Origin of the sequence: Neptunomonas marina, from assembly GCF_004005935.1 — a bacterium.
GTDB lineage: Bacteria > Pseudomonadota > Gammaproteobacteria > Pseudomonadales > Balneatricaceae > Neptunomonas > Neptunomonas marina.
In genome coordinates, this window is sequence record NZ_SACQ01000004.1 from 252,656 (window position 1) to 275,945 (window position 23,290).

At 48.0% G+C, this 23,290-nt stretch carries 21 protein-coding genes; 10 read left to right on the forward strand and 11 right to left on the reverse strand.

The window, feature by feature from the left end; translation table 11 throughout:
* Positions 1 to 61 precede the first annotated feature (61 nt).
* Positions 62 to 544 carry a YajQ family cyclic di-GMP-binding protein gene (locus tag EOE65_RS10525; RefSeq protein ID WP_127694273.1) on the forward strand — a complete coding sequence of 161 codons (483 nt, stop codon included), beginning with the start codon at positions 62 to 64 and terminating at the stop codon, positions 542 to 544.
* Between the two features lie 51 nt (positions 545 to 595).
* On the opposite strand, the gene EOE65_RS18330 is transcribed toward EOE65_RS10525, so the two are convergent.
* From EOE65_RS18330 to EOE65_RS10540, 5 genes are all read right to left on the reverse strand, one after another.
* Positions 596 to 718 (reverse strand): hypothetical protein, encoded by a 123-nt coding sequence (locus tag EOE65_RS18330; protein WP_276317515.1) that lies wholly within the window; start codon positions 716 to 718, stop codon positions 596 to 598.
* A gap of 30 nt (positions 719 to 748) precedes the next feature.
* A complete protein-coding gene (locus tag EOE65_RS18045) occupies positions 749 to 919 on the reverse strand; it encodes a hypothetical protein (protein ID WP_164847085.1) in 171 nt (56 codons plus the stop codon).
* A gap of 157 nt (positions 920 to 1,076) precedes the next feature.
* Complete coding sequence (locus EOE65_RS10530) at positions 1,077 to 1,682, reverse strand: peptidoglycan-binding domain-containing protein (protein WP_127694274.1); 606 nt, start codon at positions 1,680 to 1,682, stop codon at positions 1,077 to 1,079.
* A 34-nt stretch (positions 1,683 to 1,716) separates the two neighbouring features.
* The gene (locus EOE65_RS10535) at positions 1,717 to 2,244 is read right to left on the reverse strand and encodes a low molecular weight protein-tyrosine-phosphatase (protein WP_127694275.1); all 528 of its coding nucleotides are present in this window, start codon (positions 2,242 to 2,244) and stop codon (positions 1,717 to 1,719) included.
* Positions 2,245 to 2,253: 9 nt separating this feature from the next.
* The gene (locus EOE65_RS10540) at positions 2,254 to 3,042 is read right to left on the reverse strand and encodes a S1 family peptidase (RefSeq protein ID WP_127694276.1); all 789 of its coding nucleotides are present in this window, start codon (positions 3,040 to 3,042) and stop codon (positions 2,254 to 2,256) included.
* A 111-nt stretch (positions 3,043 to 3,153) separates the two neighbouring features.
* Here EOE65_RS10540 and EOE65_RS10545 point away from each other — a divergent pair, with 111 nt between their 5' ends.
* Positions 3,154 to 4,731: an acyl-CoA ligase (AMP-forming), exosortase A system-associated gene (locus EOE65_RS10545; protein ID WP_127694277.1), complete on the forward strand. Its 1,578-nt coding sequence runs from the start codon at positions 3,154 to 3,156 to the stop codon at positions 4,729 to 4,731.
* On the forward strand, positions 4,728 to 5,963 hold the full coding sequence (locus tag EOE65_RS10550; protein WP_240656970.1) for a pyridoxal-dependent decarboxylase, exosortase A system-associated: 1,236 nt from the start codon (positions 4,728 to 4,730) through the stop codon (positions 5,961 to 5,963). Before EOE65_RS10545 ends, EOE65_RS10550 begins: the two co-directional genes overlap by 4 nt.
* A gap of 51 nt (positions 5,964 to 6,014) precedes the next feature.
* On the opposite strand, the gene EOE65_RS10555 is transcribed toward EOE65_RS10550, so the two are convergent.
* On the reverse strand, positions 6,015 to 8,987 hold the full coding sequence (locus EOE65_RS10555) for a hydrolase 1, exosortase A system-associated (RefSeq protein ID WP_127694278.1): 2,973 nt from the start codon (positions 8,985 to 8,987) through the stop codon (positions 6,015 to 6,017).
* Between the two features lie 24 nt (positions 8,988 to 9,011).
* Positions 9,012 to 9,263, reverse strand: a complete 252-nt coding sequence (locus EOE65_RS10560) for an acyl carrier protein (protein WP_127694279.1) — start codon at positions 9,261 to 9,263, stop codon at positions 9,012 to 9,014.
* 204 nt (positions 9,264 to 9,467) lie between these two features.
* On the opposite strand from EOE65_RS10560, the gene EOE65_RS10565 reads away from it, so the two are divergent.
* From EOE65_RS10565 to EOE65_RS10590, 6 genes are all read left to right on the forward strand, one after another.
* Entirely contained in the window at positions 9,468 to 11,351 is a 1,884-nt protein-coding gene (locus tag EOE65_RS10565; protein ID WP_206052662.1) for an asparagine synthetase B family protein, read from the forward strand.
* A gap of 25 nt (positions 11,352 to 11,376) precedes the next feature.
* Complete coding sequence (locus EOE65_RS10570) at positions 11,377 to 12,561, forward strand: right-handed parallel beta-helix repeat-containing protein (RefSeq protein WP_127694280.1); 1,185 nt, start codon at positions 11,377 to 11,379, stop codon at positions 12,559 to 12,561.
* A gap of 28 nt (positions 12,562 to 12,589) precedes the next feature.
* Positions 12,590 to 13,783, forward strand: coding sequence for an aminotransferase class I/II-fold pyridoxal phosphate-dependent enzyme (locus EOE65_RS10575; protein WP_127694281.1), 1,194 nt, complete (start codon positions 12,590 to 12,592; stop codon positions 13,781 to 13,783).
* Between the two features lie 10 nt (positions 13,784 to 13,793).
* Positions 13,794 to 14,804, forward strand: a complete 1,011-nt coding sequence (locus EOE65_RS10580; RefSeq protein ID WP_127694282.1) for a GNAT family N-acetyltransferase — start codon at positions 13,794 to 13,796, stop codon at positions 14,802 to 14,804.
* Positions 14,805 to 14,835: 31 nt separating this feature from the next.
* A complete protein-coding gene (locus tag EOE65_RS10585; protein ID WP_127694283.1) occupies positions 14,836 to 16,578 on the forward strand; it encodes a hypothetical protein in 1,743 nt (580 codons plus the stop codon).
* Positions 16,579 to 16,665: 87 nt separating this feature from the next.
* Positions 16,666 to 17,808 carry a glycosyltransferase family protein gene (locus tag EOE65_RS10590; protein WP_127694284.1) on the forward strand — a complete coding sequence of 381 codons (1,143 nt, stop codon included), beginning with the start codon at positions 16,666 to 16,668 and terminating at the stop codon, positions 17,806 to 17,808.
* Here the strand turns inward: EOE65_RS10590 and EOE65_RS10595 are convergent.
* A complete protein-coding gene (locus tag EOE65_RS10595) occupies positions 17,798 to 19,012 on the reverse strand; it encodes a 3-deoxy-D-manno-octulosonic acid transferase (protein ID WP_164847086.1) in 1,215 nt (404 codons plus the stop codon). The two genes, EOE65_RS10590 and EOE65_RS10595, sit on opposite strands and share 11 nt — an antisense overlap.
* A gap of 191 nt (positions 19,013 to 19,203) precedes the next feature.
* On the opposite strand from EOE65_RS10595, the gene EOE65_RS10600 reads away from it, so the two are divergent.
* Positions 19,204 to 19,881, forward strand: coding sequence for a hypothetical protein (locus EOE65_RS10600; protein WP_127694286.1), 678 nt, complete (start codon positions 19,204 to 19,206; stop codon positions 19,879 to 19,881).
* Between the two features lie 2 nt (positions 19,882 to 19,883).
* Here the strand turns inward: EOE65_RS10600 and EOE65_RS10605 are convergent, their stop codons facing one another.
* From EOE65_RS10605 to EOE65_RS10615, 3 genes are read right to left on the reverse strand one after another with little or no spacing between them, the layout of a single operon-like run.
* On the reverse strand, positions 19,884 to 20,843 hold the full coding sequence (locus tag EOE65_RS10605) for a polysaccharide deacetylase family protein (RefSeq protein WP_127694287.1): 960 nt from the start codon (positions 20,841 to 20,843) through the stop codon (positions 19,884 to 19,886).
* Positions 20,840 to 22,123 carry a putative O-glycosylation ligase, exosortase A system-associated gene (locus EOE65_RS10610; protein WP_127694288.1) on the reverse strand — a complete coding sequence of 428 codons (1,284 nt, stop codon included), beginning with the start codon at positions 22,121 to 22,123 and terminating at the stop codon, positions 20,840 to 20,842. Before EOE65_RS10610 ends, EOE65_RS10605 begins: the two co-directional genes overlap by 4 nt.
* Complete coding sequence (locus EOE65_RS10615) at positions 22,116 to 23,288, reverse strand: glycosyltransferase family 4 protein (RefSeq protein ID WP_164847087.1); 1,173 nt, start codon at positions 23,286 to 23,288, stop codon at positions 22,116 to 22,118. Before EOE65_RS10615 ends, EOE65_RS10610 begins: the two co-directional genes overlap by 8 nt.
* Positions 23,289 to 23,290 lie beyond the last annotated feature (2 nt).

The window sequence follows — 23,290 nt, forward strand, 5'->3', positions numbered from 1 at the left end:
CACCGCTTAAAAGCCTCTTGACCTTGCGGTAAACTATCGGAAAAACAGGAGATTATCGACTATGCCATCATTCGACATCGTTTCGGAGCTAGATAAGCACGAAGTGACAAATGCGGTTGATCAAGCCAACCGAGAATTACAGACTCGCTACGACTTTAAGGGTGTAAGCGCCTCTTTTACGCAAAACGAAGACAGTGTTTCACTGGAAGCAGAAGTTGACTTTCAACTGCGCCAGATGATCGAAGTCCTGCGTGCAAAAATGATCGCACGTAATATCGATATCAAATGCATCGAAGAGAAGGACCCTGAACTATCAGGCGTAAAAGCGCGACAAGAGCTTATTCTCAAGCAGGGCTTAGATCAGCCTATGTGCAAAAAAATCACCAAGACGATTAAAGAGAGTAAGCTAAAAGTCCAGACACAGATTCAGGGCGAGAAAGTTCGCGTCACGGGTAAGAAGCGTGATGACCTCCAGCAGACCATTGCGTTACTCAAAGACGCTGATATTGAACTACCTTTGCAGTTCAACAACTTTAGAGACTAATGGTTGAGCAATAAAAAGGGCGACCTTAAATCGCCCTTTTTTGTATCTAGTTTACTTTGCTTTTTTGAGAAGCTTCTTCAACTTCTTCAGCTTACCTTCGTGCTTAGCAATTTTTGCTTCGCGTGCTTTGATGTTCTTTTTGATCGATTTCGCTGTTAGCTTCTTCTTAGCCATTGTTAACTCCATATAACGTTTCTATTGGATTCAGTCACCGCCCTTTTCAGACTGCTCTTTTAGGAACTGTCTAATAAAACGACGAATCTCACGCGCTGCGCTCGTATCCAGCTCATCACAAAGCTCAACAAATTCATCACGTTCAGCTTTGTTTATACGAATAACCAGTTGGCTATCTTTCGGCTTTTTCTTGGCTCCCATCGGAACCCCTCTAAGTTATCAGAATGACGCGAGCACACTGCATATATTTAGTATATACAAAGTAGTGCACTAGATATTTAAAGTAAAGTCCATATTATTATATTTTTATTAAATATAAAAAAAGCCGCTTGATGCGGCTTTTTTTACTAAAGAAGGCTTATTGGCCTTGCGACTTTTGCGCTTTGAAAAGCTCAAACAACGTCCCTTGATCTGGAAGACGCGTCGCTACCAAACCTTTTGATTCTTGGAACTTGCCCAATGCGTCTTTTGTTCCATCACCGTAGACACCGTCAACACTGCCGCCCAAGAAACCAAGATCCGCCAGCGCTTGCTGAATAATCTTGATCATCTGTGCTTGCAGAATAATAGGCTTCTCTTTTGTGCCTAAATTCTTAAACTCACCACCTGATGACAAACGGTCACTATCCAGTGTTTGGGTAATACTGCTGACTATTTGGTGGAACTGCATATCCGGGCGCTTAGCACAAAAAGACTCAGCAATTTTCAACATAAGAGCGGTGCTCTGCCACGGTGAGATATCGAAAGTATCCGCTTGGTGACGATTCATTGCTGTCAGGTAGCCTTCTACCCAACCACCGTAAACGTAATACAAGTTATCCTGTGCTTTTACAGACTCCAAAAACTTCGCACAGCTACCTAAACCCGCTCCTTTAACTGCGTAGGAGCCATTGCTATCAGACGCCTGTACGTTGCTGCCCAATAGGCATGCAGCCATCGCTGTAGCCAGAATTTTTCCTTTCATGCTCTCTACCTCGTATCCTAATAAAATAACTAGTCTAACCTTTCGGTGTTAACTTTTCTTGAACGATGCGATCAACAATAGACGGCGCTGCGCCACCGATTAGATCCATAATTGTTTCAAAGCCAGCCCGCGTACCAAAGTACGGGTCTGGTAGGTCTGCATGCTCATTGTTCCCAGCAAACGTCAGGAACAGAGACAGCACTGCATGCGCATTAGCAGGCTTTATAGCGATTAGCTTATTTAAAACCGGCTGATCTGCTGCCAAGATGTAATCATAATCAAAAAAATCTTCTGTACTGATTTTTCTGGATCGAACCTTACGAATATCAATATTCCACGTCTGCGATACGCTTACTGCGCGGACATCAGGCAAGGAGCGTGGCGCCGATACAATAACGCCGGCGGACTCTACTTTAACCCGAGTACCAACCCCCGCCAGTTCAAGCTGCCTTTTTAGAGCACCTTCAGCCATCGGGGAACGACAAATGTTCTCCATGCAGACCACCAGCACTTTACTTTCTGGCTCGCTCTTAAGCACCTTTTCAAATATTCGGCGTAACATGCAAACTCCCTAGGGCGATATCGATGACAGCAATCGGCGCACATAGTTAACAGGTATCGCGTAGGTAATCCCAGTGGGTGAAGAGAGGGCCGACTCTTTCGTGCCTTTAACATACACACTATTGACCACACCAATCACCGTGCCCGACTCTGCCAAATACACGGCACTGCCACTATTGCCGGGATAAGCAATTGCATCAAGCTGATAAACCTCGAACGGTGCACGAATACGCTTAATCTGCTGGGCTGTGAGTTTTTTACTGTTGTAGGCGGGCGTTACAATCGGCGTGATGGCGGAAATGATCCCCTGATGAGTCACAGGATACAATCCCAACACCATACCCACAGGAAACCCCGTAAGTGCTATACTCTCGCCGCTACGACGCCACTCCGAGTTACCTAGTTTCACACTCGGCAACGCAGGGCCTTCAAATCTTAAAATCGCTAGGTCGTGCGCCTTATCAACTGCGACGATCTCAGCCAAACGCCCCTTGGCGTTCTTACCTCGGCCACTAAAAACAGCTAAACGCTCACCTTTGGCATCATCAAGTTTTTGCTCACCCACCACGTGATAATTAGTCACAGCAAGATTACCAGAGCCTACAACAAACCCCGTTCCGCCATAAATCGCAGCTGGGCGACCCGTAGCAAGCCTCTTATTGGGGGTGACCGAACCCACGGCTACCACGCTTTTCTCGATGGCTGCGATAACATCAGGAAGAGGTGCTGCAATACTATTTGAGCACCATAAAAATAAGCCGATAAAACAGGCCAAGATCCGCTTGAAATTCAAAGACATTCAGCCTCCCTTTGGGTTCACTTTATTAAACTACATATACAGGTTTTCTCAAATCGCTATAATAGTTTTTTGACAGATTTTCCCCGTAATTTATGGCCTAAGGACGCGAACATGCCGGAATTAGTAGGCGATCTGATACATTACAAGGCAAGCCAAACCCCTGCAGCACCCGCACTACAATTTAAAGACACCACCTATACCTATGCTGAACTCGCTGAAGAGGTTAGCCGCTTCAGTGCGCAGCTGCTCGAAGACGGCCTGCAAAAAGGGGAACGCATCGCGATCTACCTGCCTAAAATACCGCAGGCGGTCGTTGCCATGTTTGGTGCTTCGCGCGCAGGAGCCGTATTTGTTCCTATCAACCCACTTTTAAAACCTAACCAAGTCGCGTACATACTCAAAGACTGCAACGTCAGAGTACTCATCACAGCGACAGATCGCTTCAAGCTGCTGCGTGAAGAGCTTGAACATTGTCACGACCTACGCACAGTCACATTGACTGATGACAAACCACTGCCGGATGAAACACACCACCTTGCAGTGCAGCGTTTTGCACAAGAAATATCAACGCAAAAGAGCCTGCCTAACGTTATTGATGCCGATGTAGCCGCGATTATGTACACCTCTGGCAGTACCGGTAACCCAAAGGGCGTTGTACTCTCGCATCGCAATATGATTGCAGGCGCTAATAGCGTAGCGACGTATCTTGTTAACACACCCACTGATAAGTTGCTTGCGGTACTCCCCTTTAGCTTTGACTATGGTTTGAGCCAACTGACAACCGCGTTCTCTGTTGGTGCGCAAGTTGTATTAATGGAGTACCTGTTACCCCGTGATGTGATCAAAGCTGTTGCCCGCTATGGCATTACCGGCTTAGCTGCGGTACCGCCCCTTTGGAACCAGCTTGCTGACCTATCATGGCCAGATGAAGCAGCACAATGCTTGCGCTATATCACCAACAGCGGTGGAGCGATGCCCATTGCCACGACACAAAAGCTGCAAGCCTCATTACCAAACACTGACTTCTACTTAATGTATGGGCTTACTGAAGCGTTTCGCTCGACCTACTTACCGCCGGACCAAGTAAATATCCGTCCCGAGTCGATGGGTAAAGCGATTCCCAATGCCGAAGTTATGGTTGTTCGCGAAGATGGCACTGAATGCGCTCCGGGCGAGGTCGGTGAACTCGTTCATCGCGGGTCTCTCGTTTCACTCGGCTATTGGAATGACCCCGCAAAAACAGCAGAGCGCTTTAAGCCAGCGCCAGCAAAAGCCACAGAGCTCACACTTCCTGAGCTTGCCGTTTGGTCGGGAGATCAAGTTAAACGGGATGAAGAGGGCTACCTCTACTTTGTCGGCCGCAAGGACGAGATGATCAAGACATCCGGCTACCGAGTTAGCCCAACGGAGATCGAGGAGGTGCTCTACAGCAGCGGGCTAATAAAAGAAGCTGTTGCGCTTGGCATTCCTCACCCTCAACTGGGACAAGCAGTTGTCCTTGTGATGACGCATGAGCAGCCCATAGAAGAGCGAGATATCCTTTCCGCCATGCAAAAAGAGCTGCCCAACTTCATGCTGCCAAAAGCGATCTACTTTGTAGAAGCACTGGCGCGTAACCAGAACGGAAAAATTGACCGTAAAACGCTATATACGACCTACGCTAATATTTTTGAGGAGTCAGAGCAGTGAAAAAGGAAGCCCCAAAGCATGTTGAAATGAAATACTTTTCAACGGCAGATAATCAGCTGCTCATTGGTGGTCAAACAGCGGAGCGGCTGGCTGCGCGTATTGGGCAAACCCCCTTTTACGCATATGACCGCAGTATCATGACGCAAAAAGTGCAAGAGCTGCGCAACCTTTTCCCTGAGCAGCTTCATTTACATTACGCCATGAAAGCCAACCCCATGCCTGCTGTTGTGCACCACATGGCAGGCTTGACCGAAGGTATCGATGTCGCATCAATGGCCGAAATGCAAGTTGCGCTGGATACGGGTATCTCCCCAGACACGATTAGCTTCGCAGGCCCAGGAAAAACCGATAAAGAACTCACTGCGGCGATCGCAGCAGGCATCATGATCAACATGGAGTCTGAAGGCGAGATGGAGCGCATTGCCGTTCTTGCAAAGACTTTACAACTCACACCTATCGTTTCCATTCGTGTGAACCCAGACTTCGAGCTCAAGTCATCAGGTATGAAAATGGGCGGTGGACCGAAAGCGTTCGGAGTTGATGCCGAACGCGTACCCGCGATGCTAGCACGCTGCGCAGAGTTAGAGCTGGACTTTAGAGGCTTCCATATATTCAGCGGCTCGCAAAACCTGAAAGCCGAGTCTCTTATTGAAGCTCACACCAAAACGTTTGAGCTGGCTTACCGCCTTGCACAAGCCGCTCCCGCACCGTTGCAGTGGCTCAATATCGGCGGCGGCTTAGGCATCCCCTACTTCCCTGGCGAGCAATACTTGCCTCTTGATGAAGTGGCTGCGAATCTGCAGGTGCTCATGCAGGAAGCTGCCACGCGCCTGCCGGGCGCTGAGATAGTGATGGAGCTTGGGCGCTTTTTCGTCGGAGAATCTGGGGTTTATATCTGCCGAATTACCGACATAAAAGAGTCTCGCGGAGAAACATTCGCAGTGACAGACGGCGGCTTACACCACCACTTATCTGCATCGGGTAATTTTGGACAGATCATTCGCAAAAACTACCCGGTATGTGTTGCGAACCGCATGACAAGTGATATGCCAGAGAAAGTTAATATTGTTGGCCCACTCTGTACACCACTCGATATTATTTCAGATAAGACGCCCCTTCCGCCTGTGAGCATTGGTGATTACATCGCCGTCTTTCAGTCAGGAGCTTATGGGTTTACAGCAAGCCCACGCGACTTTTTAAGCCACCCAGAGCCAAAACAAATCCTGCTTTAACAGCTAAACCCCAGAGATCAGCCTCTGGGGTTTACTTTTCGCTTAATACCACTATTTCATACAACGGCTGAAGAGTGCCGCTAAGTCACCAGTGAGCGATTGGCGCGAGTATTGGCCAACGACTTCAGGGTTCGCAATATACGCCTCGTTACACTCCACTTCATCGAAGAACTTTGCTAGACCTGTATATATCTCGTCTTCATCATCCAACGGATAAATCGCTTGGTAGCCTGCTTCTTTTAGCAAGGTTGCAGTATCGCCAGCTGGATCAGTCAGTGCGCAGATAGGACGTCGCGCCCTAAAGTACTCGTATACTTTTGCAGGAATTTGATGATTACAGTTAGCTGCTTGGAAGATAAGCAAACCATCAGCCTCCATCATTTCAGCTAACGCCAGTCGATAGTCAACCGATGGCGCCAAGGTAATGATGTCATCGATATCGAGTGATTCAATCATCGGCGCAAACAGCTCATCATGCCCCGTCGCACGCAGCACAATCTCTGTATCATCGGCGCTGATAACCTGCTCGCGCTTCAGTTTCGCAATCGCTTTGAAAAAGCACTGCGGGTCACGCTCAGAAGGATATAAAACACCACTGTGTACGTAACGGCGTTTTGATGAAGTGCCAGCAGAGCTCGATAGCTGCTCTTCTACTTGTTTAATGATGGCCTCATTGTAGCCATTAGGTAGCAACACAAACTGCTCTGCCGGAAGGTGCGGATAGCGCTCTTGGTACATCTTCACAGCGCTAGGTGTTGTGAACACAGCGTATGTACAACGGTTAATAACCCACTGTTCGATACGCAAAAACCAGCGACGTTTCGGTCCAGGAGCTGGGTACGTTTCTTCAGTCATTGAGTCACGGAAGTCAGCAACCCAAGGTAAACCCGTTAATTTGCTGAGAGCCAAACCTATTAGGTGAGCTGTCGCTATTGGGTAAGTTGACCAAATAACACTTGGCTTATCACGCCAAATACGCCAAAGCCCGGCAACCACTGCAAACGGCAGCCAACTAATCCAACGATCAGGCAGCGCCATGACTTCAAGGTATCGTCCCTTAAACGACAAGTGACGTCGCGTATCAAAACCAAGTGCTCGGGTCACTTTCAAAGACGCAGGGATATCCTTTAATTGATCCGCACTGGTTTGCTCATATGCACAAGGCGCAGCGCTCAGGACAGAGCAGTCCCATCCGTGGTCAGACAAATAGGTTGAGAATGCAAGTGAACGCTGTAAGCCACTGCTCACTTTGACAGGAGGATAGTGATAGGCAACGAGTAAAGCTTTCCCAGCGGCAGGTTTCCTTTGCAAAAAGCCACTCGTCCAATTTTGAACCTGAGCACGCCAAGCTTGACTAGAAAATGTATGATCAGCACTGGCCAATTTTTGCCGCATAAACTGCGGTTTACTTAGCAGCGTTCGAAACGATCCAGATGAATCCACTGCCGCTTCAAACTCTTTTGCGGTTAAGTCATTACCACTGCAAACAATCAAAGTGTTCTGTGTCGCCTGATCTAAAGCTTGCTCGAGGCGCACTGCCAATGGCGCCGCATCGGTCTGCACTTGCGGCTCCTGATCAGAAGCGCCGCTAACGTCCGACCTTTTAGATACACTGCGAACCTTTTGCATTAGTGACTTGATCGAAGCGCCAACCTTCACATCGCCAGACAGCAGCTTTTGCCAAAAATCCTTCGATGTAAAGCGCTGAAGATAATAGTGCTTCAGGTAAGCTTGCGCTTCACCCGCTTCACTACGAACCCAAGGGTTCAGCATGATTAGGCCATCAACACGGTCATCTTTAGGCGCATAAAATGCCGCAGCCGTTGCAGCATCACATAGCCCCCAAAGTGCTACTTTCTTAAGCGTTGGACACGCTTCCATGAAGCTATCGATCGCTGCGGCAATATCATCTTCGATATATTCAAAACCGCGCAGCTCTCCCGCCGCATCTCCCATGCCGCGATAATCAAAACGCATCACAGGAATGCCAGCCGCAGTCAAATCTCGTGCCAGCAGCACAAATTGACGATGGCTCCCAACACGATATTGAGGTCCGCCTACCACAACGACGACACCCTGTTCAGCAGGTACCGAAGGCGTGTGGATAACCCCAACCAAACGCTGACCGGCACAATCAAACGTTAAAGGTCGCTCTTGCTCATTATTCGCTACATTGACCGGCATAGCATCGAGAAGCGCACTTTCCGATGTACCAAACTCTACACAGGTGCGTTCAATTAACGCTTCGGCCGTTACTAACTCTTGTGCCGCCCAAAACGGTTCACCGACCACCGCATCAGCCTTGACGCTCTCCTGAGTAGAGGTCCAGTTTTCAATAACTTTCTTTGAAGGTAACAACAAACCCTTTTCAGCGCTGGAAACAACCTCAAACCAGCCAATATGAGTACTGTGTGGCAGCTCCATTGTGCTCAGCTTCATCTCATCAAGCTGGCTCAAGAACGCTTTCGGTACACGATAGCCAGCTACCTCAACCTCTTTATCCTCGAGGATCGCGGCACGCAGCTCTTTTACTGTTTCTTTCTGATCACTCAACATATTCGCAGCAACGCGAATACGCAGAAATTGTGTCATCAGCTGCTCACCGGAAAGCGCCGGTTGCCAGAGGACAATGCGTTTTACAAGATCAGGAAAAGACATAGCCAGCGGTGGCGCTAACAGCGCTCCCATTCTGACAGCCAAGATGTCGACCTGCTTGACACCATTCACTTTCAGAGCGGTGATTAGCGCTTTCAGATCATCTTGCCACTGCTGAATTGAGCTATTAGAAAAGTCACCTACGCTGTCTCCTGTTCCCTGCAAATCAGGAATAAGCACGCTGTAGCCCTGCTGGGACAAACGTTCTGCTTGGTCGCGGATGATCTTGCGAGACTTGTTCATCTCTTCAGCAAATGGAGGCAAGCATATAACCCAATGATCGGTGCATGTTGCCTGCTGGGGCGTGAAAATCGTTGCAAAGATCTGTCCGGAGGGAACATCTAGAAAAAGCGGTGTTTGGGTGACCATCGTCCGTATACTCAATATAAAGAATTAACTATCGACTTTCTCTGATACGAACTGTTGTAGCGCACCAACCGTTTCGAACACTTCCGCGCTGACTTCATCATCGTCGACAGTAATACCGTAGTTTTCTTCCAGTGCGGTAATAACCATAACTACCGCCATCGAGTCGAACTCAGGGACGCTACCCAATAGCATGGTGGATTCATCAAACTCATCCACTCGATCGCCTATTTGAAGAACTTCGCCAACAATTTGCTTAATCTCATCTAATGCAACCACGTTGCTTCCTCTTTACTCTAACTTCAGTACAAATGGGCTCGTATACTAACATTGAGCTTAGGGCCGACCAATGCTCTTATATGCCAATAATTGGCTAATCATCCCGCCATATAACGACAATGAAATGAAACAGCGATAAACTCTTCGTTAATCTCCGCTCCCATACAATTGTGGGTTTTAACCTTGCCATTATTGAGAACGAATATGCTAGGGAATGCCATCTGCACATCCGCTGAACGTAACACCCAAGATACAGTCTCCCCCCTGAAAACTCAGATGTTTGCTGGCCAGTGCGGTGCGAGCACTCCAATTAACGGGAGCGAGATTGCTGCTCAGCTGCGCAGCACCCTGCCCTTTAACCTAGCGGACGCGAGCCAAAGCCAACTGCTTGCTACAACAGACATTTTGCAAGACGGTCATATTCTGGCAACGGTTATAGGAGCACCTCGTTGGAAGTCGGACGATCTAAAACAGCAATCATTAGTAAAAGGGCATGCCAGCGCGCTGCTAACAGCCTATCGCGCGCATGGAGATAAACTGCACTCAGAGCTGAACGGTCACTATGCTTTTGCGATCATCGATGATGAGTCGGGCCGGGTTTTACTCTCCACTGACCGCATCGCTAGCATTCCTGTTTTTTATCACATTGAAGATAAAACGGTGGTTTTTGGTACATCGGCACATGCAGTATTGACGGCAAGCGACTCTTCCAACACAGCGATGACACACCAAGGTATTTACGACTATACCTATTTTCATATGGTGCCGAGCCCGGTGTCAGTGTATTCCAGCATCAGAAAGCTCATGATGGCAGAACTGGTGGTTATCGAGCAGGGGAGTGTGAGCCGCACCCATCATTGGCTGCCACAGTTTAAAAACACCAATCGCAACAGCTTTGATGCCTGCACCCAGAAACTGCGCGATGAGCTTCGTGAGTCCGTGCGCGATGCGGCGCGTAGCGATAAAAATGTTGCTTGTTTTTTGAGTGGCGGGTTAGACAGTTCAACCGTCGCAGGGATGCTGTCTGAGGTCTCTGATGGAAAAGCTCACGCCTACTCCATTGGCTTCTCTGCCGAAGGTTACGATGAGATGGCCTATGCGCGCATTACTGCACAACATTTTGGTGTTGAGCTACACGAGTACTACGTCACACCTGAAGATGTTGTTGAAGCATTGCCTAAAGTTGCGACCAGCTACGACGAACCCTTTGGTAACTCTTCGGCGCTTCCTGCCTATTTTTGTGCCAAAGTGGCAAAGGAAAACGGCGTAGAGTTATTGCTCGCAGGTGATGGCGGCGATGAGTTATTTGCTGGGAACGAGCGCTACGCTAAGCAGAAGGTGTTCGAAGCTTACCAACGTGTACCAGAGTTACTGCGCTCCACCATACTAGAGCCTGTTATCAACCGCATTCCCGGAGCTGTACCCTACAGCGATAAAGCACGCAGTTACGTCGCGCAAGCTAATGTTCCGCTACCTGACCGTCTACAAACATACAACTTCCTCAACCGCCACCAACCTGAGGAGATATTCACCGACGCATTTATCGCACAAGTATCAACAAGCTACCCATCAGAGCTACAGCGCGAAATCTACCAACGCCCGCAAGATGCGAGCAGCCTCAGCCGTATGCTCTATCTAGATTGGCAGATTACCTTGGCCGACAACGACCTACGTAAAGTCAGCCAAATGTGCTCCTTAGCAGGGGTCGAGGTGGCGTATCCGATGCTAGATGATCGTCTTTTCGAGCTAGCCTGTGAGCTGCCCGATGATTGGAAGCTTAAAGGGCAAACGCTGCGCCATTTCTACAAGGAATCACTGCGCGGCTGGTTGCCTGATGCAACGATTAACAAGAGTAAGCAAGGCTTTGGCCTGCCGTTCGGTGTCTGGATGCAAACCCATGCACCACTCAGAGAGATGGCGTACGATTCACTATTAAAAATCAAAACGCGCGGCTATTTCCGCCCAGAGTTTATCGAACATCTCGTGCAGCTTCACCGTGATGGCCATGCTGCATACTACGGTGAGCTTATCTGGATTCTTACTGTGCTTGAACTATGGCTCGCGCACAATGACACGCCAGAGATTTAGTGCACAAAGAAGCGAGACGTAAGAGATGTATTGGCTCGGAAAACTCATCACAGGCTACCTCGTACTAGCCGGTATACTGCTACACGTCATTGTTGCGGCAGGTGCTGTTTATCGGCCAGACCTCGTCAAACAAGCCGAGCAGTTTGCCGATAAAGCCATGAACAAGATACGCCAGTCCCATACTGGCGTATCGAATAATCATGGTTCACCACAGCCAAAATGGTCCATAAACGTAGAGATCCGTCACAACTTCGAGCCCTGGCAACCTCTTAAAAATATATATCCCAAAGCACGTCAGCCCTTTATCAATTCGCCTGATAATGTTTTTAAGACTCTGAACGACGCTATCTTCCACCTAAAACCAGGAGACAAACTTTATATTCCTCCTGGGATTTATCGCCAAGGGATTGCTATAACCCAACCGAACATCTCGTTAATTGGCCTTGGCCGTGTGATTATCGAAAACACAGCCATTCAAAACAAAGGCGCCATCATTACCCAAGCCGATAACACGCTGATTCGCAATATCGAGTGCCGTGGTATTTTTGTTGCCCACAAAAATGGGGCCTGCGTACGCCACGAAGCAAATAACTTAACGCTTGAACATGTGTACTTTCATTCCAGCCAAGAGGGCGTGCTTTCTGGCAACGTATCTGGCCATGTTAAGATCGTTGATAGCCGCTTTGAAAATCTGGACACGCCAGGGGCTAGGGCGCACGGTATCTATATCGGCAGCGGTACACTAGAGATCGATAACAGCATCTTTTTAGCCTCGCTTAGCCAAGGGCACGAGATCAAATCACGCGCAGCCAGCACCATTATTCGCAATAGCGTTATCGCATCTCTTTCAGCGAATGATAGCCGCCTCATTGACATCCCAAACGGTGGAAAGCTACTTATTGAGAACTCCGTTCTTCAACAAGGTGCGCGCTCAGCTAACCAAGATATGATCGGGTATGGTCTAGAGCTTCGCTCTTACCGAGAAAATCAGGTTGAGTTAATCAATAATACGATATTAATGGAGCGCCCCGGAGCTAATGTGCTTTTCAATGGCCACCATGCCCTGCCCGAGCCTATTATCGAGAATAATAGAATTTTAGCGAAGCGCATTACTAACCTTCCGGGTAAAAATACTCTTTTCAAGAGTCGAGAGGCTATGGGACTACCCCCGTATCCAGCTCTTCCAGCGCGGAATACCGCAATCCGGTAATAAGCCAAGTTATACCTTAGGAACTACCATGAACGCAGAAGCTCGTCACAATGCTCGTTACCCGAATGCCATCGTTCCGATGTCTCCTGTGCTGTCGTCAGCAACGCTAAGCTTGACACGGGACAAGCGTCAGACATCGATTTTATCCTGTCAGTACTCGAGAGAGGTTACGAGCGGGCGAGCAGCGATCGCGCTCGCGCTTGAAAATAGCGGCGTTCAAAAAGGCGATGAGGTACTCATCCCTGCCTTTCACTGTGAATCGATGATTTCACCGGCGCGTTGGCGCGAGGCGACACCCGTTTTTTTCCGTGTCACCCCTAAGGCAGAAATAGATCTTGACGACATTACACGCAAGATCACACCGCGTACAAAAGCGATCATCGTCACTCACTACTTTGGATTTCTGCAGGACCTTTCCGGCATCCGCACCCTATGTGATGAGAAAGGCATTGTGCTGATAGAGGATTGTGCGCACGCATTTTTCGGAACAAGAGACGGCAAACCTGTTGGCTCCATTGGTGATTACGCCATTGCAAGCAGCATGAAGTTCTTTCCCTGCTACGATGGCGGAATATTGGCCTCCAATTCAGTGCCTTTAAATACAATTAATTTGACCGGTTTCTCGACGCTATTTCACTTAAAGTCGTTCTTTAACATCATTGAGCGAGCCATCTCATTTGGTCGTTTAGGTTGGTTTGGCCGGGCACTAAAAGCACTAATCAGTTTTAAACAACTGATATGGGGTTATATTAAAAAGAAGCGGCCTCAACACGTTTCTCAAGGCCCCTCCGCTTCCGATGGTGGCTATGGATTTGAGAGTAGCTGGGTACATAGCAGCACATCTAAACCGTCGAGCTTTATTGTTAACAACGCTGATCAAAAACGGATTGTTGAGGCTCGCCGAAAAAACTACCTGCGCTACTTGGAAGCGCTAAAAGGCCTCCAAGGTGCCACTCCGCTGTTTGACAACCTTCCCGAGGGGTATGTCCCTTTGGTATTCCCGCTCTACGTAAAAAACCCTGTTCAGCCGTTTGAATCACTCAAGCAGAAGGCAGTTCCTATTTGGCGCTTCGGTGAATATCTAGACCCAGCAGTAGACGAAACACTAGACCCCAATAGCGTCGACTTTTCCAATCATGTATTTCAGTTCCCGTGCCATCAGGAGCTAAAAGAGGAAGAGATTGATTGGATCATCCAGCAAATCAAAGAGACTATTCAGTAACGAGCAGATAATGAGCAAATCAATGTGGACTATATTACCGGCAACGGACTTCCCAAAATATAAATTACAATGGGATGAGCTAAATGAGCGCTCCTTCAACTCTATTTTGCTCAGCAGCTTATTCATTGCTCCTCTGCTAGAAGTATTCACGCAAGGCAACGAAAAGCTAGTCATTCACGACAGCCCTGAGGCGCCTACAGCGATGGGCATTATGGCACCAACGAGCTTTGGTGTTTGGGAAACGTTTCAGCCCTCGCAGGCGCCACTAGGTTGCTGGTTGCAAGCCGAAGCAACACAAGCCGAAGCGCTAACCAAGTCGTTACTTAAAGCACTACCTGGCGTTGGCTTTGCGCTGGGCTTAACACAACAAGACCCACTGCTGGTATCGCAGCCCGCGGATAGTAAGTCTCTGCAAACCCTCGCGTATATTCAAACGGCTCATGTACCCGTCGTTGGTACGTTCGACGAGTATTGGCAAAAGCGCGGTAAAAACCTGCGTCAAAACCTACGCAAGCAGCGTAACCGATTGGAGCGTGAAGGTGTCACAACTCGTCTAGAAAAGCTCACAAGCCCAGAGGCGATGAAAGGTGCTGTTACTGCCTATGGCCAACTGGAAAGCTCAGGCTGGAAGTCCGAGCAAAATACTGCTGTTGATATTAACAACGATCAGGGCCAATTCTATTCCAAGATGCTCAGCGGGTTTGCCGAACAAGGTAAAGCAGTAGTCTATCAGTACTTCTATAACGATGACCTGGTCGCAACAGACCTGTGCATTTTCGATGCTCGCATGATTGTGATTTTAAAAACGACCTATGATGAGACAATCAAAATTTCGTCACCTGCAATGCTGATGCGCCAAGATGCATTCGAGGTGCTATTCGCTGAAAAGCCTGTCGAACGCATCGAGTTCTATGGAAAAGTGATGGAGTGGCACACGAAGTGGAGTGAAGATATTCGCACTCTATTCCATGCGACACATTACTCCGCACTTGGTAAGTTTGTAAAAGCCATCAAACCCTAACGTAAAATCCTAATTTGGGCGCCACTGTGCTATGAGTTTTTTTACCCTACGTAAAGCCGATCTTTCCATACGTACCGCCGACGAACTAGCTGATTATTTTCATCATGCAGGTATCAAACGCGTATCAACAGAACTGCTAAAAGGTTATGAATTAACTATTTTTTCTGATCTGGCAGGCAACGCTCCAGAGCGTTATGTAGGCAATAATGGCGACTTCATCGTGCAATTTGGCAGCCTGATTTATCGAAAGATGGTGGGCCACAAAGCGCTGCAAAGCGCGCTGGAATCGTTCGATCAGGAAGCATTTGATTGGGCTGACATGCTGGGTAGCTATACGCTCCTGATCTATAAATCGGGTGATTTTTATGTTGTGAATGATGGCTTGGGTACAGCCAAACTCTATTTCGATGATGCCGAACACGTAATAAGCAACTCCTTTTTGGCTTGCTGTCTTAGTACGCCCATCTCCCATCTCAACACCGCAGCCTGCTATGAGTACGTTATCAATGGCGCCTTATTCGGGACCGACACTCTCGTAGAGGGTGTTAACAGCTACCCAGCTAATACCATCATCCGCGCAAGCGCTGGCACCATCCACTCCATTGTAAAGCCCTCTCCTATTCAACAAAGTGACGAAGTCGCTGCTCTATCCTTAGATGAAGCCGCAACATTGCATTGCCAACAGCTTCGCAACGTATTCGAGCCTATCGCTAATGGCTATGCGGACCGTCTACGTGTGTCGTTTTCCGGCGGCTTTGATTCGCGCCTGATGCTCGCCATGTTACTTGAGCAAGACATAAAGCCAGCGCTCTTCGTCTATGGCTCTGATCATGACGCTGACGTTTTAATCGCTCGCCATGTTGCCAAAGCAGAAGGCTTGGAGCTGGTGCACGTAAATAAAGCGGCCACTCCGATACCAAACCTAGATGAATTTGAAGCAATTAGCCGTCGCAATCTAATCGCATTTGATGGCTGGAAGGTTGAATATGGACTCCTAGATCATGGCGAAGATGTAACCGACCGGCTATCACGCCATGACCAGAATGCAGTGCCATTGAACGGTTCACTTGGCGAAATCTATCGTAACTTTCACTACATTCCAGACGGGCGATCCTCAACAGGCGCTGTGACGTCAACATTTTATTCCCAGTATGACACCCAGGCATTTTCAGCCCAGTTTTCTGAGAAGGATTATCGTCAGCGCTTTAGTAACAATATGCTCGCCGCGCTTCATAGTGAGCACGAAAGGCTAGAAAGATATCAAGTTGAAGAGCTATACCCTCTCTTTAGAGGGCGATTTTGGACAGGACGAGATACGCAGCTGAATCAGCGTTTCGGAACCATGTTCTTCCCCTACATGGAACCCAAGGCTATCGATAATACTGCCAAAGTCGCTATCAAGCATAAGGATTTAGGTTACTTGCAGGGCAAGATGATTGCCCAAACGAATCCTCGACTCGCCAGCTACCCAAGCGACTACGGATTTCCATTTGATGGGCCAAGACCGCTCGCTTACCGTGCAAAAACATGGTTAGGAACACAACGGCCAGCATGGTTGAGAAAGCAATCATTTAAACTCACCAACCGGAATCCTTTTGACAAAGACGGTGTATTTAGCGAAGCGTACTTACAGCAAGTAATCGACCCTACTTTCCCCCGCGTTGGCAGCCTATTCGAACTGGCATCTGTATATTCCCAAAAGCAGTTTGGGCTTATTGCAACGCTGGAGTTTTTGGCGACGGAGCTGGACCTATCCGTTAAGCTAAAGCTTTAGCTGTGCTGATTCGCACTCGCCCAACACGCTGACCGTGTTTATGTAATACTTGGGTAGACAATGTAAAGCTACGAAAATACGATACTGATGACAGCCAAACGAGTGCCTCATGCCTATCTCATTTCAAACGTCACATTAGGCTACGGCTCGCCAAAATACGTCTACTTTCTGAAAGCACTAGAGAGCCGTGGCTACCGTACACACACAATTGAGCCATTTGAGAGTATCCGCCCCAGTTACCCAATCGACGGGCTGAAGTCTGAAAGGCGTATTGTAGGCCGCTCGATTTTAGATTCTTGGCTAGGTAGAAAACTACAAAAAAGCTTCAAGCTGAATAAATATATCTTTTTGCCCCTTAGAAAACTCCTTTTAGATGTGGCAACGCTTCATGCTGTGTGCGTATCGTATCGAAAGCAAATTGTGGTAGTTACAACCTACGATAACCCTCTTTTCGCTCTTTTCAGTCGCCAAACGGTTATCGTACAAAATTTCTCAGAGATTTGGCCAAAGCCAGTAAAAGGCCTCGCCCGTCGACGCTTGCAAAGCTATTGGGACAACGTTGAAATCTGTATCTCACCCCAAGTTGACCGCATCGCGATTGCGAAGTCACGCTACCGAAACGCTGAACATTTTCTCGTACACAATACTCCTCCGCTCGGAAAACCTAGCTCCCAGCCAAGCAAGTACGAGCGCATAGAAGTTCTTTATCAGGGCCGCTTAGGGAGAGAAAACTACCCGCTGGAATTTATCGCACTGATAGAGAATTTAGCACCACATATCCACCTGCATATAGCCGGCATTATAGAGGAGCAATGGATTGAGCAATTGAAAGCCTTAGAGGAAAAGAGCCACAACGTCACACTGCACGGCTACCTAAGCGCCCCAGCGTTAGCAACACTCCGTCACCGCTGTAATGTTGGCATTATTGCATGGGACAACAACTCTGATAACACCAAATACGCCGCGCCCAATAAGCTCTATGAGCACCTACAAAACGGCGATCTTATCGTAATGTTCCCAAACCACGCATTACGCCAGTTGAATGAAGAGTTCGCATTTGGCAAGGAAGTGAGCACCGGCCTAGATATGGCGGCCTATCTGAACCAGGTAACACCTGAGAAGCTAAAAGCGCAAGGAGAGCATAATTATGCTCTTCACCAATCAACGCTCAATTTCGAGCATCAGATAGCACCTGTCATATCGTATCTAGCAGAGAAACTTACAGACTGAGGCGCTCTAGTGTGCGCTCCGTTGCGCCCGTCAGGCGAGCTAGCGAGAGTTTCACATCCTCAACGGAATCACCAAAGTGGTGCATCCAGTGTTGGGAAATATCGTCTGAAGAGTGACTCACGAGCAATAGTCCCTGCTCAGATAGAACCTCAAATACCGGATAACTAGGATAAGTCGTGTTCCAATTTGAGAAGACGGCAACCGGCTTACCAAACGCAAGAGGCTCAAGCACGTTGTGATCGACGCCCACGTAACAGATATCCGCCACTGCATAATAAGCTCGCAGCTCCCCAATCGTATCCAGCACTAAGACTTGGGAAAGACAATCACCATGCGAAAGCTCAGATTTTTTAGTAGCCCTAAAACTCGCTTTCGCCAATTGGGCCATTAAGGCCTCAAGTTGTTCAGGCTTTTCCGGGTGCCTTGGAGCAATTATGAAAAGTGCATCAGGGTGGCTCGTTAGAAACTGTGACATCGCATCCACCACAATCTCATATTCCCAGATATCAGTCACACAGCCTGCCACAACGACAGGCTTTTCAGTGCTGCCATAGCTCTTCAAAAGACTACGGCTAATCTGACACGGCAAATAGGGTGCTTCTGCGGACATGTTGTCGAACTTCATATTTCCGACGACCTCCACTTTGCCATGAGACGCCCCTTTATCAAGCAGATACTCTTTCACTTCATCCGTTTGAACGAGGAACTGATCAAACAAACCAATATAGTCTTGTTCAAACCATCTACTTTGCAGCGCATCTTGGCGGCAACTCGGCTCATATTGATACACCCAACCATTTACAAGATAGATCGGTACATGGCTACCCCTCTTAATCCGGTAAAGCGTTTCGTAAGAAAAACGGCAAGGTGCGTCACTAGGTAAGCACGGCATTTCACAAACAACAAGATACTGAGGAGGCATCTCAACAAGGGGTTGGCGAAAGTCAGCTGTATCATTGATTTCCATGACAGCGGCTTCAGGGTAGCGATCAAGAAAGCTCGAGGCATAAAAGATGCGATCTGTTAAAAATACGAGGTTGTAGGATTCAGAGAGGTGCTTTATAAAGCCCTCGCATGCGTTTAACTCTCCGATCGTTGATACGAATAACCAGACATACGGCTGATCTGAGTTTGCTTCGGTCTGGCGCAAAACCGACGGCGTCCAAGTTATCCCTTTGCCATAAACAAAGCGTTTTGCCGTCACTAAAGCTCGGTACGCGAACCATCGCAATTCATGACAAAACCGAACAAAAAGTTGCACACATGCCCCCATACAAGCTCACAACAAATTACATTGAATATCATTAACGGCTAACTTACTCTATTAATCCAGTATAAAACTTAAATCTCGTATTATGCTCCCTTTCTAAAAAATAACTGCAGGTACCGTAATTTATGCGCCTCGCTAGAACACTTCAACTCTTAACTATCTGTGTCGCAGCTTGCTCCTCATACCAATCGGCATATGCCAACACTGGGAAGGGAAAATGGGTCGGTGAAGACTTCCGTGGCATCCCTTGCACGGGGACTGGAGTTGGGTACGGTCCGTATGACTATCGTGAACGCGGCAGGTACTGGCAAGAATTGTCGCTGGTTGAAGGGGCTCACTTCAACGAAAACGTAGAGCGCTTAATTGGTGGGGCAAAACAGAAGCACAATATGACAGGCGATATCGACTACACATTACGTGCTTTCCCTAACCACCATAGAGCTCTCAATACACTCATCAGATATCGTGTAGAGCGTGGAAGCAAGGGAGAAGAAGAGCCATTAAGTAAAACCGAGTGCTACTTCCAACGAGCTATACACTTCGCTCCGGACGATGGGACTATTTACTTACTCTATGCGATTCTGCTGCACAAGCTAGACAAGTTCGATGCGTCTTTGAAGTTCTATCGACATGCAGAAAAACTACAGCCTAAGAATGTGGAAGTAAAATATAACCTAGGTCTACTTCTCGTTGATATGAACCGCTATGACGAGGCTGTTAAATATGCCCGAGAAGCGTATGCAAAACGCTTCCCTCTACAAGGTCTAAAAAACAAGCTGAAACGAAAGGGTTATAAACTATAACCCTAGTCAGCTTGGCGAGTATTGAGTAACAAGCGGACAAAGAACTTAAACGGTTTATTGTCCCAAGGTGTAAAGCGACGCAGTTGGTACTGGTCGCTTGATGCGGTGGTAACACCCCAGTCCGTAGAGACAGCACCGTCAAACCCGAGCTCTTCAATAAGTGAGCGGTGCGTTAAGTCGTAATCAACCCCACGCTTACCATTCGGGTACGCAAACCACTGAACAGACTTACCTAGGATACCTTCAAGCTGCTGCTTACCTTCCAAAATCTCATAACGAGCCTGATCAGGGTCTAACTCTGTCAAAATAGGGTGATTAATCGTATGGGCACCAATCTCAATACCCTCACTTTCCACCCATCTCACTTGATCTGACGTCATCATTAAATCAGTGGGCAGACGGTCTGAAACTTGACTCTCGATACACGCTAGAATATCGACTCTTTTTTCGAGGGGCTGATACTTGATCGACTTGAGCAACTCACCTAGCGCTTGCAGCTTTTGATCTTCCGCACTTAGTTCGAAAACGCCTAAATCAACGGCGGTTAAATCAAGCTGATCGCTGACACGAACAGCCTCTATTACGGTGTCATTCCACATTCGGCCGCCATCAAGGAAGCCTGTTGAAACGAAAATAGTGGCAGGGATACCGTGCTTTTTCAGTATAGGGAGCGCCAACGTCGCATTATCGGCATAGCCATCGTCGAAAGTTACGCAAACCGCATTCTTGGGTAATACTCCCGCTTTCAGCTTAGCTAGCGCATCGCTCAAGCTCAGAGGCTGGAAGTAACGCTTCAAAAGACCCATCTGCCAATCAAATGACGCCACAGTTGGCTCACTCGCACGCAGAAAGTCCGGTCGCTCTAGTACTCGATGGTAGATAAGAATGGAGAGCTTCGAGCCCCTATTGTCACGCGAGCAAACAGAGAAGGCTTGGCTAATAAACTTACCGAAAGGAATCACGTATATACTCCTCTACGCGCTAGTCCGGGTTGCGAAGTAGGATCTTCGCGAACAACTTTTTCGACAAACTGCTTCAAAAGCAAGGTGATAACGATCAAATGCCAAGGCAGATCAAAATACGAAAGGCTCAAAAAGGCACCGCCGGTGAAGTAGGCAATGAAACTAACCTGTAGCATCCGTGCCAATAAATTCTGGTCAGTTAAGTCAACGTTATTGTTCGTTAAGTTCAGGACCTTACTTAAGGATCGCCACGTGATAAACAGAATGGTTAGATAAAGTAATAAGCCGATCCAGCCATGGTCTGCTAGCACACTAAAGTAGATACTATGTGCCGCTGAGATACTCACTGCGTCAGGGCTAAACATCGCATAGGTGCTTTCACTCCATGAATCGAAGCCTGCGCCTGTAATGCGGCTATTCGCAGCATTAATCGAGTATATCCAAGCTCCAATTCGGCCCATAGCTGACGCATCCTCGTCGTATGTCTGAATCGTTGACATACGCTCATGCCATGACTCAGGCATAAACGTAAAGCCCACCATGCCAAGAATCACAATCAGCGTACCGGTCAGAACTTTACTCTTAGATTTCAACCAGAAAAAGCCGGCAACAGAAATAGTCGCCAATAGCGCTCCCCGAGACTGTGAGCCGATAGCGGAGGCGAGGCTCAGAGGAATCCCCATCAATAGTCCGCGTTTTATCCACTTATGCTTCTCGGTTGCGTAAAGATAGTACATCAGCGGTACCATCATCAGTGTCGCTAACGCGAGTGAGTTGTTCTCCTCGATGAACGAACCGGGAGGCCCCCAAACACGGTGCGCCCCGCCAGAAAGAATCGTAAATATCCCACCTTTAACACTGAAAAATGCCAGCGACAAAACAATTATCCAGATCAGCATTTTCATCTTTTCATAACTATTGATTAGGATAATAGTTAAGAACGTAAGAAACTGAATCTTTAAAACTTTAACGTATTGGATCTTTGCAGCTGCGGAATCTAGAGCGAAAAGGCTCGTCAATCCCATCCAAATCAAGAAAAAGACCCACGTGATAACTAACCCATTAACTGGGATCTTCTGTCGGTCTTTAGTCATGACGAGGGCAATGATCAATACTAACGCCACAATTTGAGCAAATGGCATATTGTATGCGAAACCATAGGCTAAGCGATGCGGGTTCATATAGCTCAGCCAAGCCCAGACGATAATGCCAAGATACGGCCGCTTAAAAATAAAAGGTAAGCTACCAAAAACCAGAAACAGAACAACCAAGTCACGCATGTTTGGTTACACCCTTATACAATTCGACTTGTTTCGTAACCACTTCGTCCCAGCCATAATTCTGTGCATAGTCACTCGCAGCTTCAGGCGCAAAGCCCTTTTGGCAAACTTCTTCAATTGCCTTTGCGATCGCAGTTGCTGAACGCTCATCAATAACGAGACCTGCAACGGAGTCAGTGATTGCTTCTTTAGCGCCGCCGACATTGGTTGCCACAACAGGCACGCCGCAAGCTAACGCCTCCAGTATTACATTTGCCCACCCTTCGCGGGATGATGCTAATACCATTAAATCAGAACGAGAGTAGATCTCTACTAGCTCGTGCTGCAGTACGTTACTTACAAAACTGACGCGCTCCTCCAGTTCCAATTCACGCGCGAGCTGACGCAATGCTGCTTCTTGAGGGCCTGAACCAACTACCGTTAGTTTAACGCTATCTGGTAGCTGCGCTAACGCTTCAATCACTAAGTGGTGACCTTTCAGCTCTACGAGATTTCCAACGCTCAACAACGCCAACGAATCTGATGAGTTCGCGTTAGTTTGAGAGGAGCTACGTTTAAAGAAGCCCGTATCGACGCCATTTCTGAGCGTATATGTCCGCTCTGGCGGTATGCCGAGACCGAGTATCTTTTTTCTTAAGGTTTCAGAAACCGCAACCACAGCATTGGCCCGCCGACCTGCCCACTGAATTAGCTTACGCGGCCCCCAGTAGCACGGCAGTACATTCACGTCACTGCCTCGAGCAGAGATCACCAATGGAAGCCTTACAAATAGCGATACCAACGCAGCCGCAACACCATCTGGATAAAAATAGTGCGCATCGATAAGATCAAACTTATTACCCTGACGCGCTAACTTCAGCGTTGTAAGCAAGAGAGTGACTGCCAAAAAGAACGGTGTTATGTACATGCCGATCTTAGGCAGTACGAGATAACGTGGATGGTGTACGGTAACTCCCTCGCGTTCTTCAACGCGAGGGACTTTTGCATAGGTCCCATACTGACCAAACCGTTCAGAGGCGATAGGGAACCAAGGTACCGGGGCTATGATAGTAGCGGATATGTCACCGCTTTTGCGAAGCTCTTTAAGGCGGGTTTCGATGAAAATCCCGTGCCTTGGCTGCTCTGAGTTCGGATACAGTGTTGTTAAAACGAGCAGGTTGATCATGT

What these genes read in the sequence shown, in the direction of transcription:
- EOE65_RS10540 (WP_127694276.1), bottom strand. Translation starts at nt 3,042, where the DNA reads ATGTCTTTGAATTTCAAGCGGATCTTGGCCTGTTTTATCGGCTTATTT.
- EOE65_RS18330 (WP_276317515.1), bottom strand. Translation starts at nt 718, where the DNA reads ATGGCTAAGAAGAAGCTAACAGCGAAATCGATCAAAAAGAACATCAAA.
- EOE65_RS10570 (WP_127694280.1), top strand. Translation starts at nt 11,377, where the DNA reads ATGTATTGGCTCGGAAAACTCATCACAGGCTACCTCGTACTAGCCGGT.
- EOE65_RS10525 (WP_127694273.1), top strand. Translation starts at nt 62, where the DNA reads ATGCCATCATTCGACATCGTTTCGGAGCTAGATAAGCACGAAGTGACA.
- EOE65_RS10580 (WP_127694282.1), top strand. Translation starts at nt 13,794, where the DNA reads ATGAGCAAATCAATGTGGACTATATTACCGGCAACGGACTTCCCAAAA.
- EOE65_RS10585 (WP_127694283.1), top strand. Translation starts at nt 14,836, where the DNA reads ATGAGTTTTTTTACCCTACGTAAAGCCGATCTTTCCATACGTACCGCC.
- EOE65_RS10565 (WP_206052662.1), top strand. Translation starts at nt 9,468, where the DNA reads ATGCTAGGGAATGCCATCTGCACATCCGCTGAACGTAACACCCAAGAT.
- EOE65_RS10535 (WP_127694275.1), bottom strand. Translation starts at nt 2,244, where the DNA reads ATGTTACGCCGAATATTTGAAAAGGTGCTTAAGAGCGAGCCAGAAAGT.
- EOE65_RS10575 (WP_127694281.1), top strand. Translation starts at nt 12,590, where the DNA reads ATGAACGCAGAAGCTCGTCACAATGCTCGTTACCCGAATGCCATCGTT.
- EOE65_RS10600 (WP_127694286.1), top strand. Translation starts at nt 19,204, where the DNA reads ATGCGCCTCGCTAGAACACTTCAACTCTTAACTATCTGTGTCGCAGCT.
- EOE65_RS10615 (WP_164847087.1), bottom strand. Translation starts at nt 23,288, where the DNA reads ATGATCAACCTGCTCGTTTTAACAACACTGTATCCGAACTCAGAGCAG.
- EOE65_RS18045 (WP_164847085.1), bottom strand. Translation starts at nt 919, where the DNA reads ATGGGAGCCAAGAAAAAGCCGAAAGATAGCCAACTGGTTATTCGTATA.
- EOE65_RS10555 (WP_127694278.1), bottom strand. Translation starts at nt 8,987, where the DNA reads ATGGTCACCCAAACACCGCTTTTTCTAGATGTTCCCTCCGGACAGATC.
- EOE65_RS10590 (WP_127694284.1), top strand. Translation starts at nt 16,666, where the DNA reads ATGACAGCCAAACGAGTGCCTCATGCCTATCTCATTTCAAACGTCACA.
- EOE65_RS10530 (WP_127694274.1), bottom strand. Translation starts at nt 1,682, where the DNA reads ATGAAAGGAAAAATTCTGGCTACAGCGATGGCTGCATGCCTATTGGGC.
- EOE65_RS10545 (WP_127694277.1), top strand. Translation starts at nt 3,154, where the DNA reads ATGCCGGAATTAGTAGGCGATCTGATACATTACAAGGCAAGCCAAACC.
- EOE65_RS10610 (WP_127694288.1), bottom strand. Translation starts at nt 22,123, where the DNA reads ATGCGTGACTTGGTTGTTCTGTTTCTGGTTTTTGGTAGCTTACCTTTT.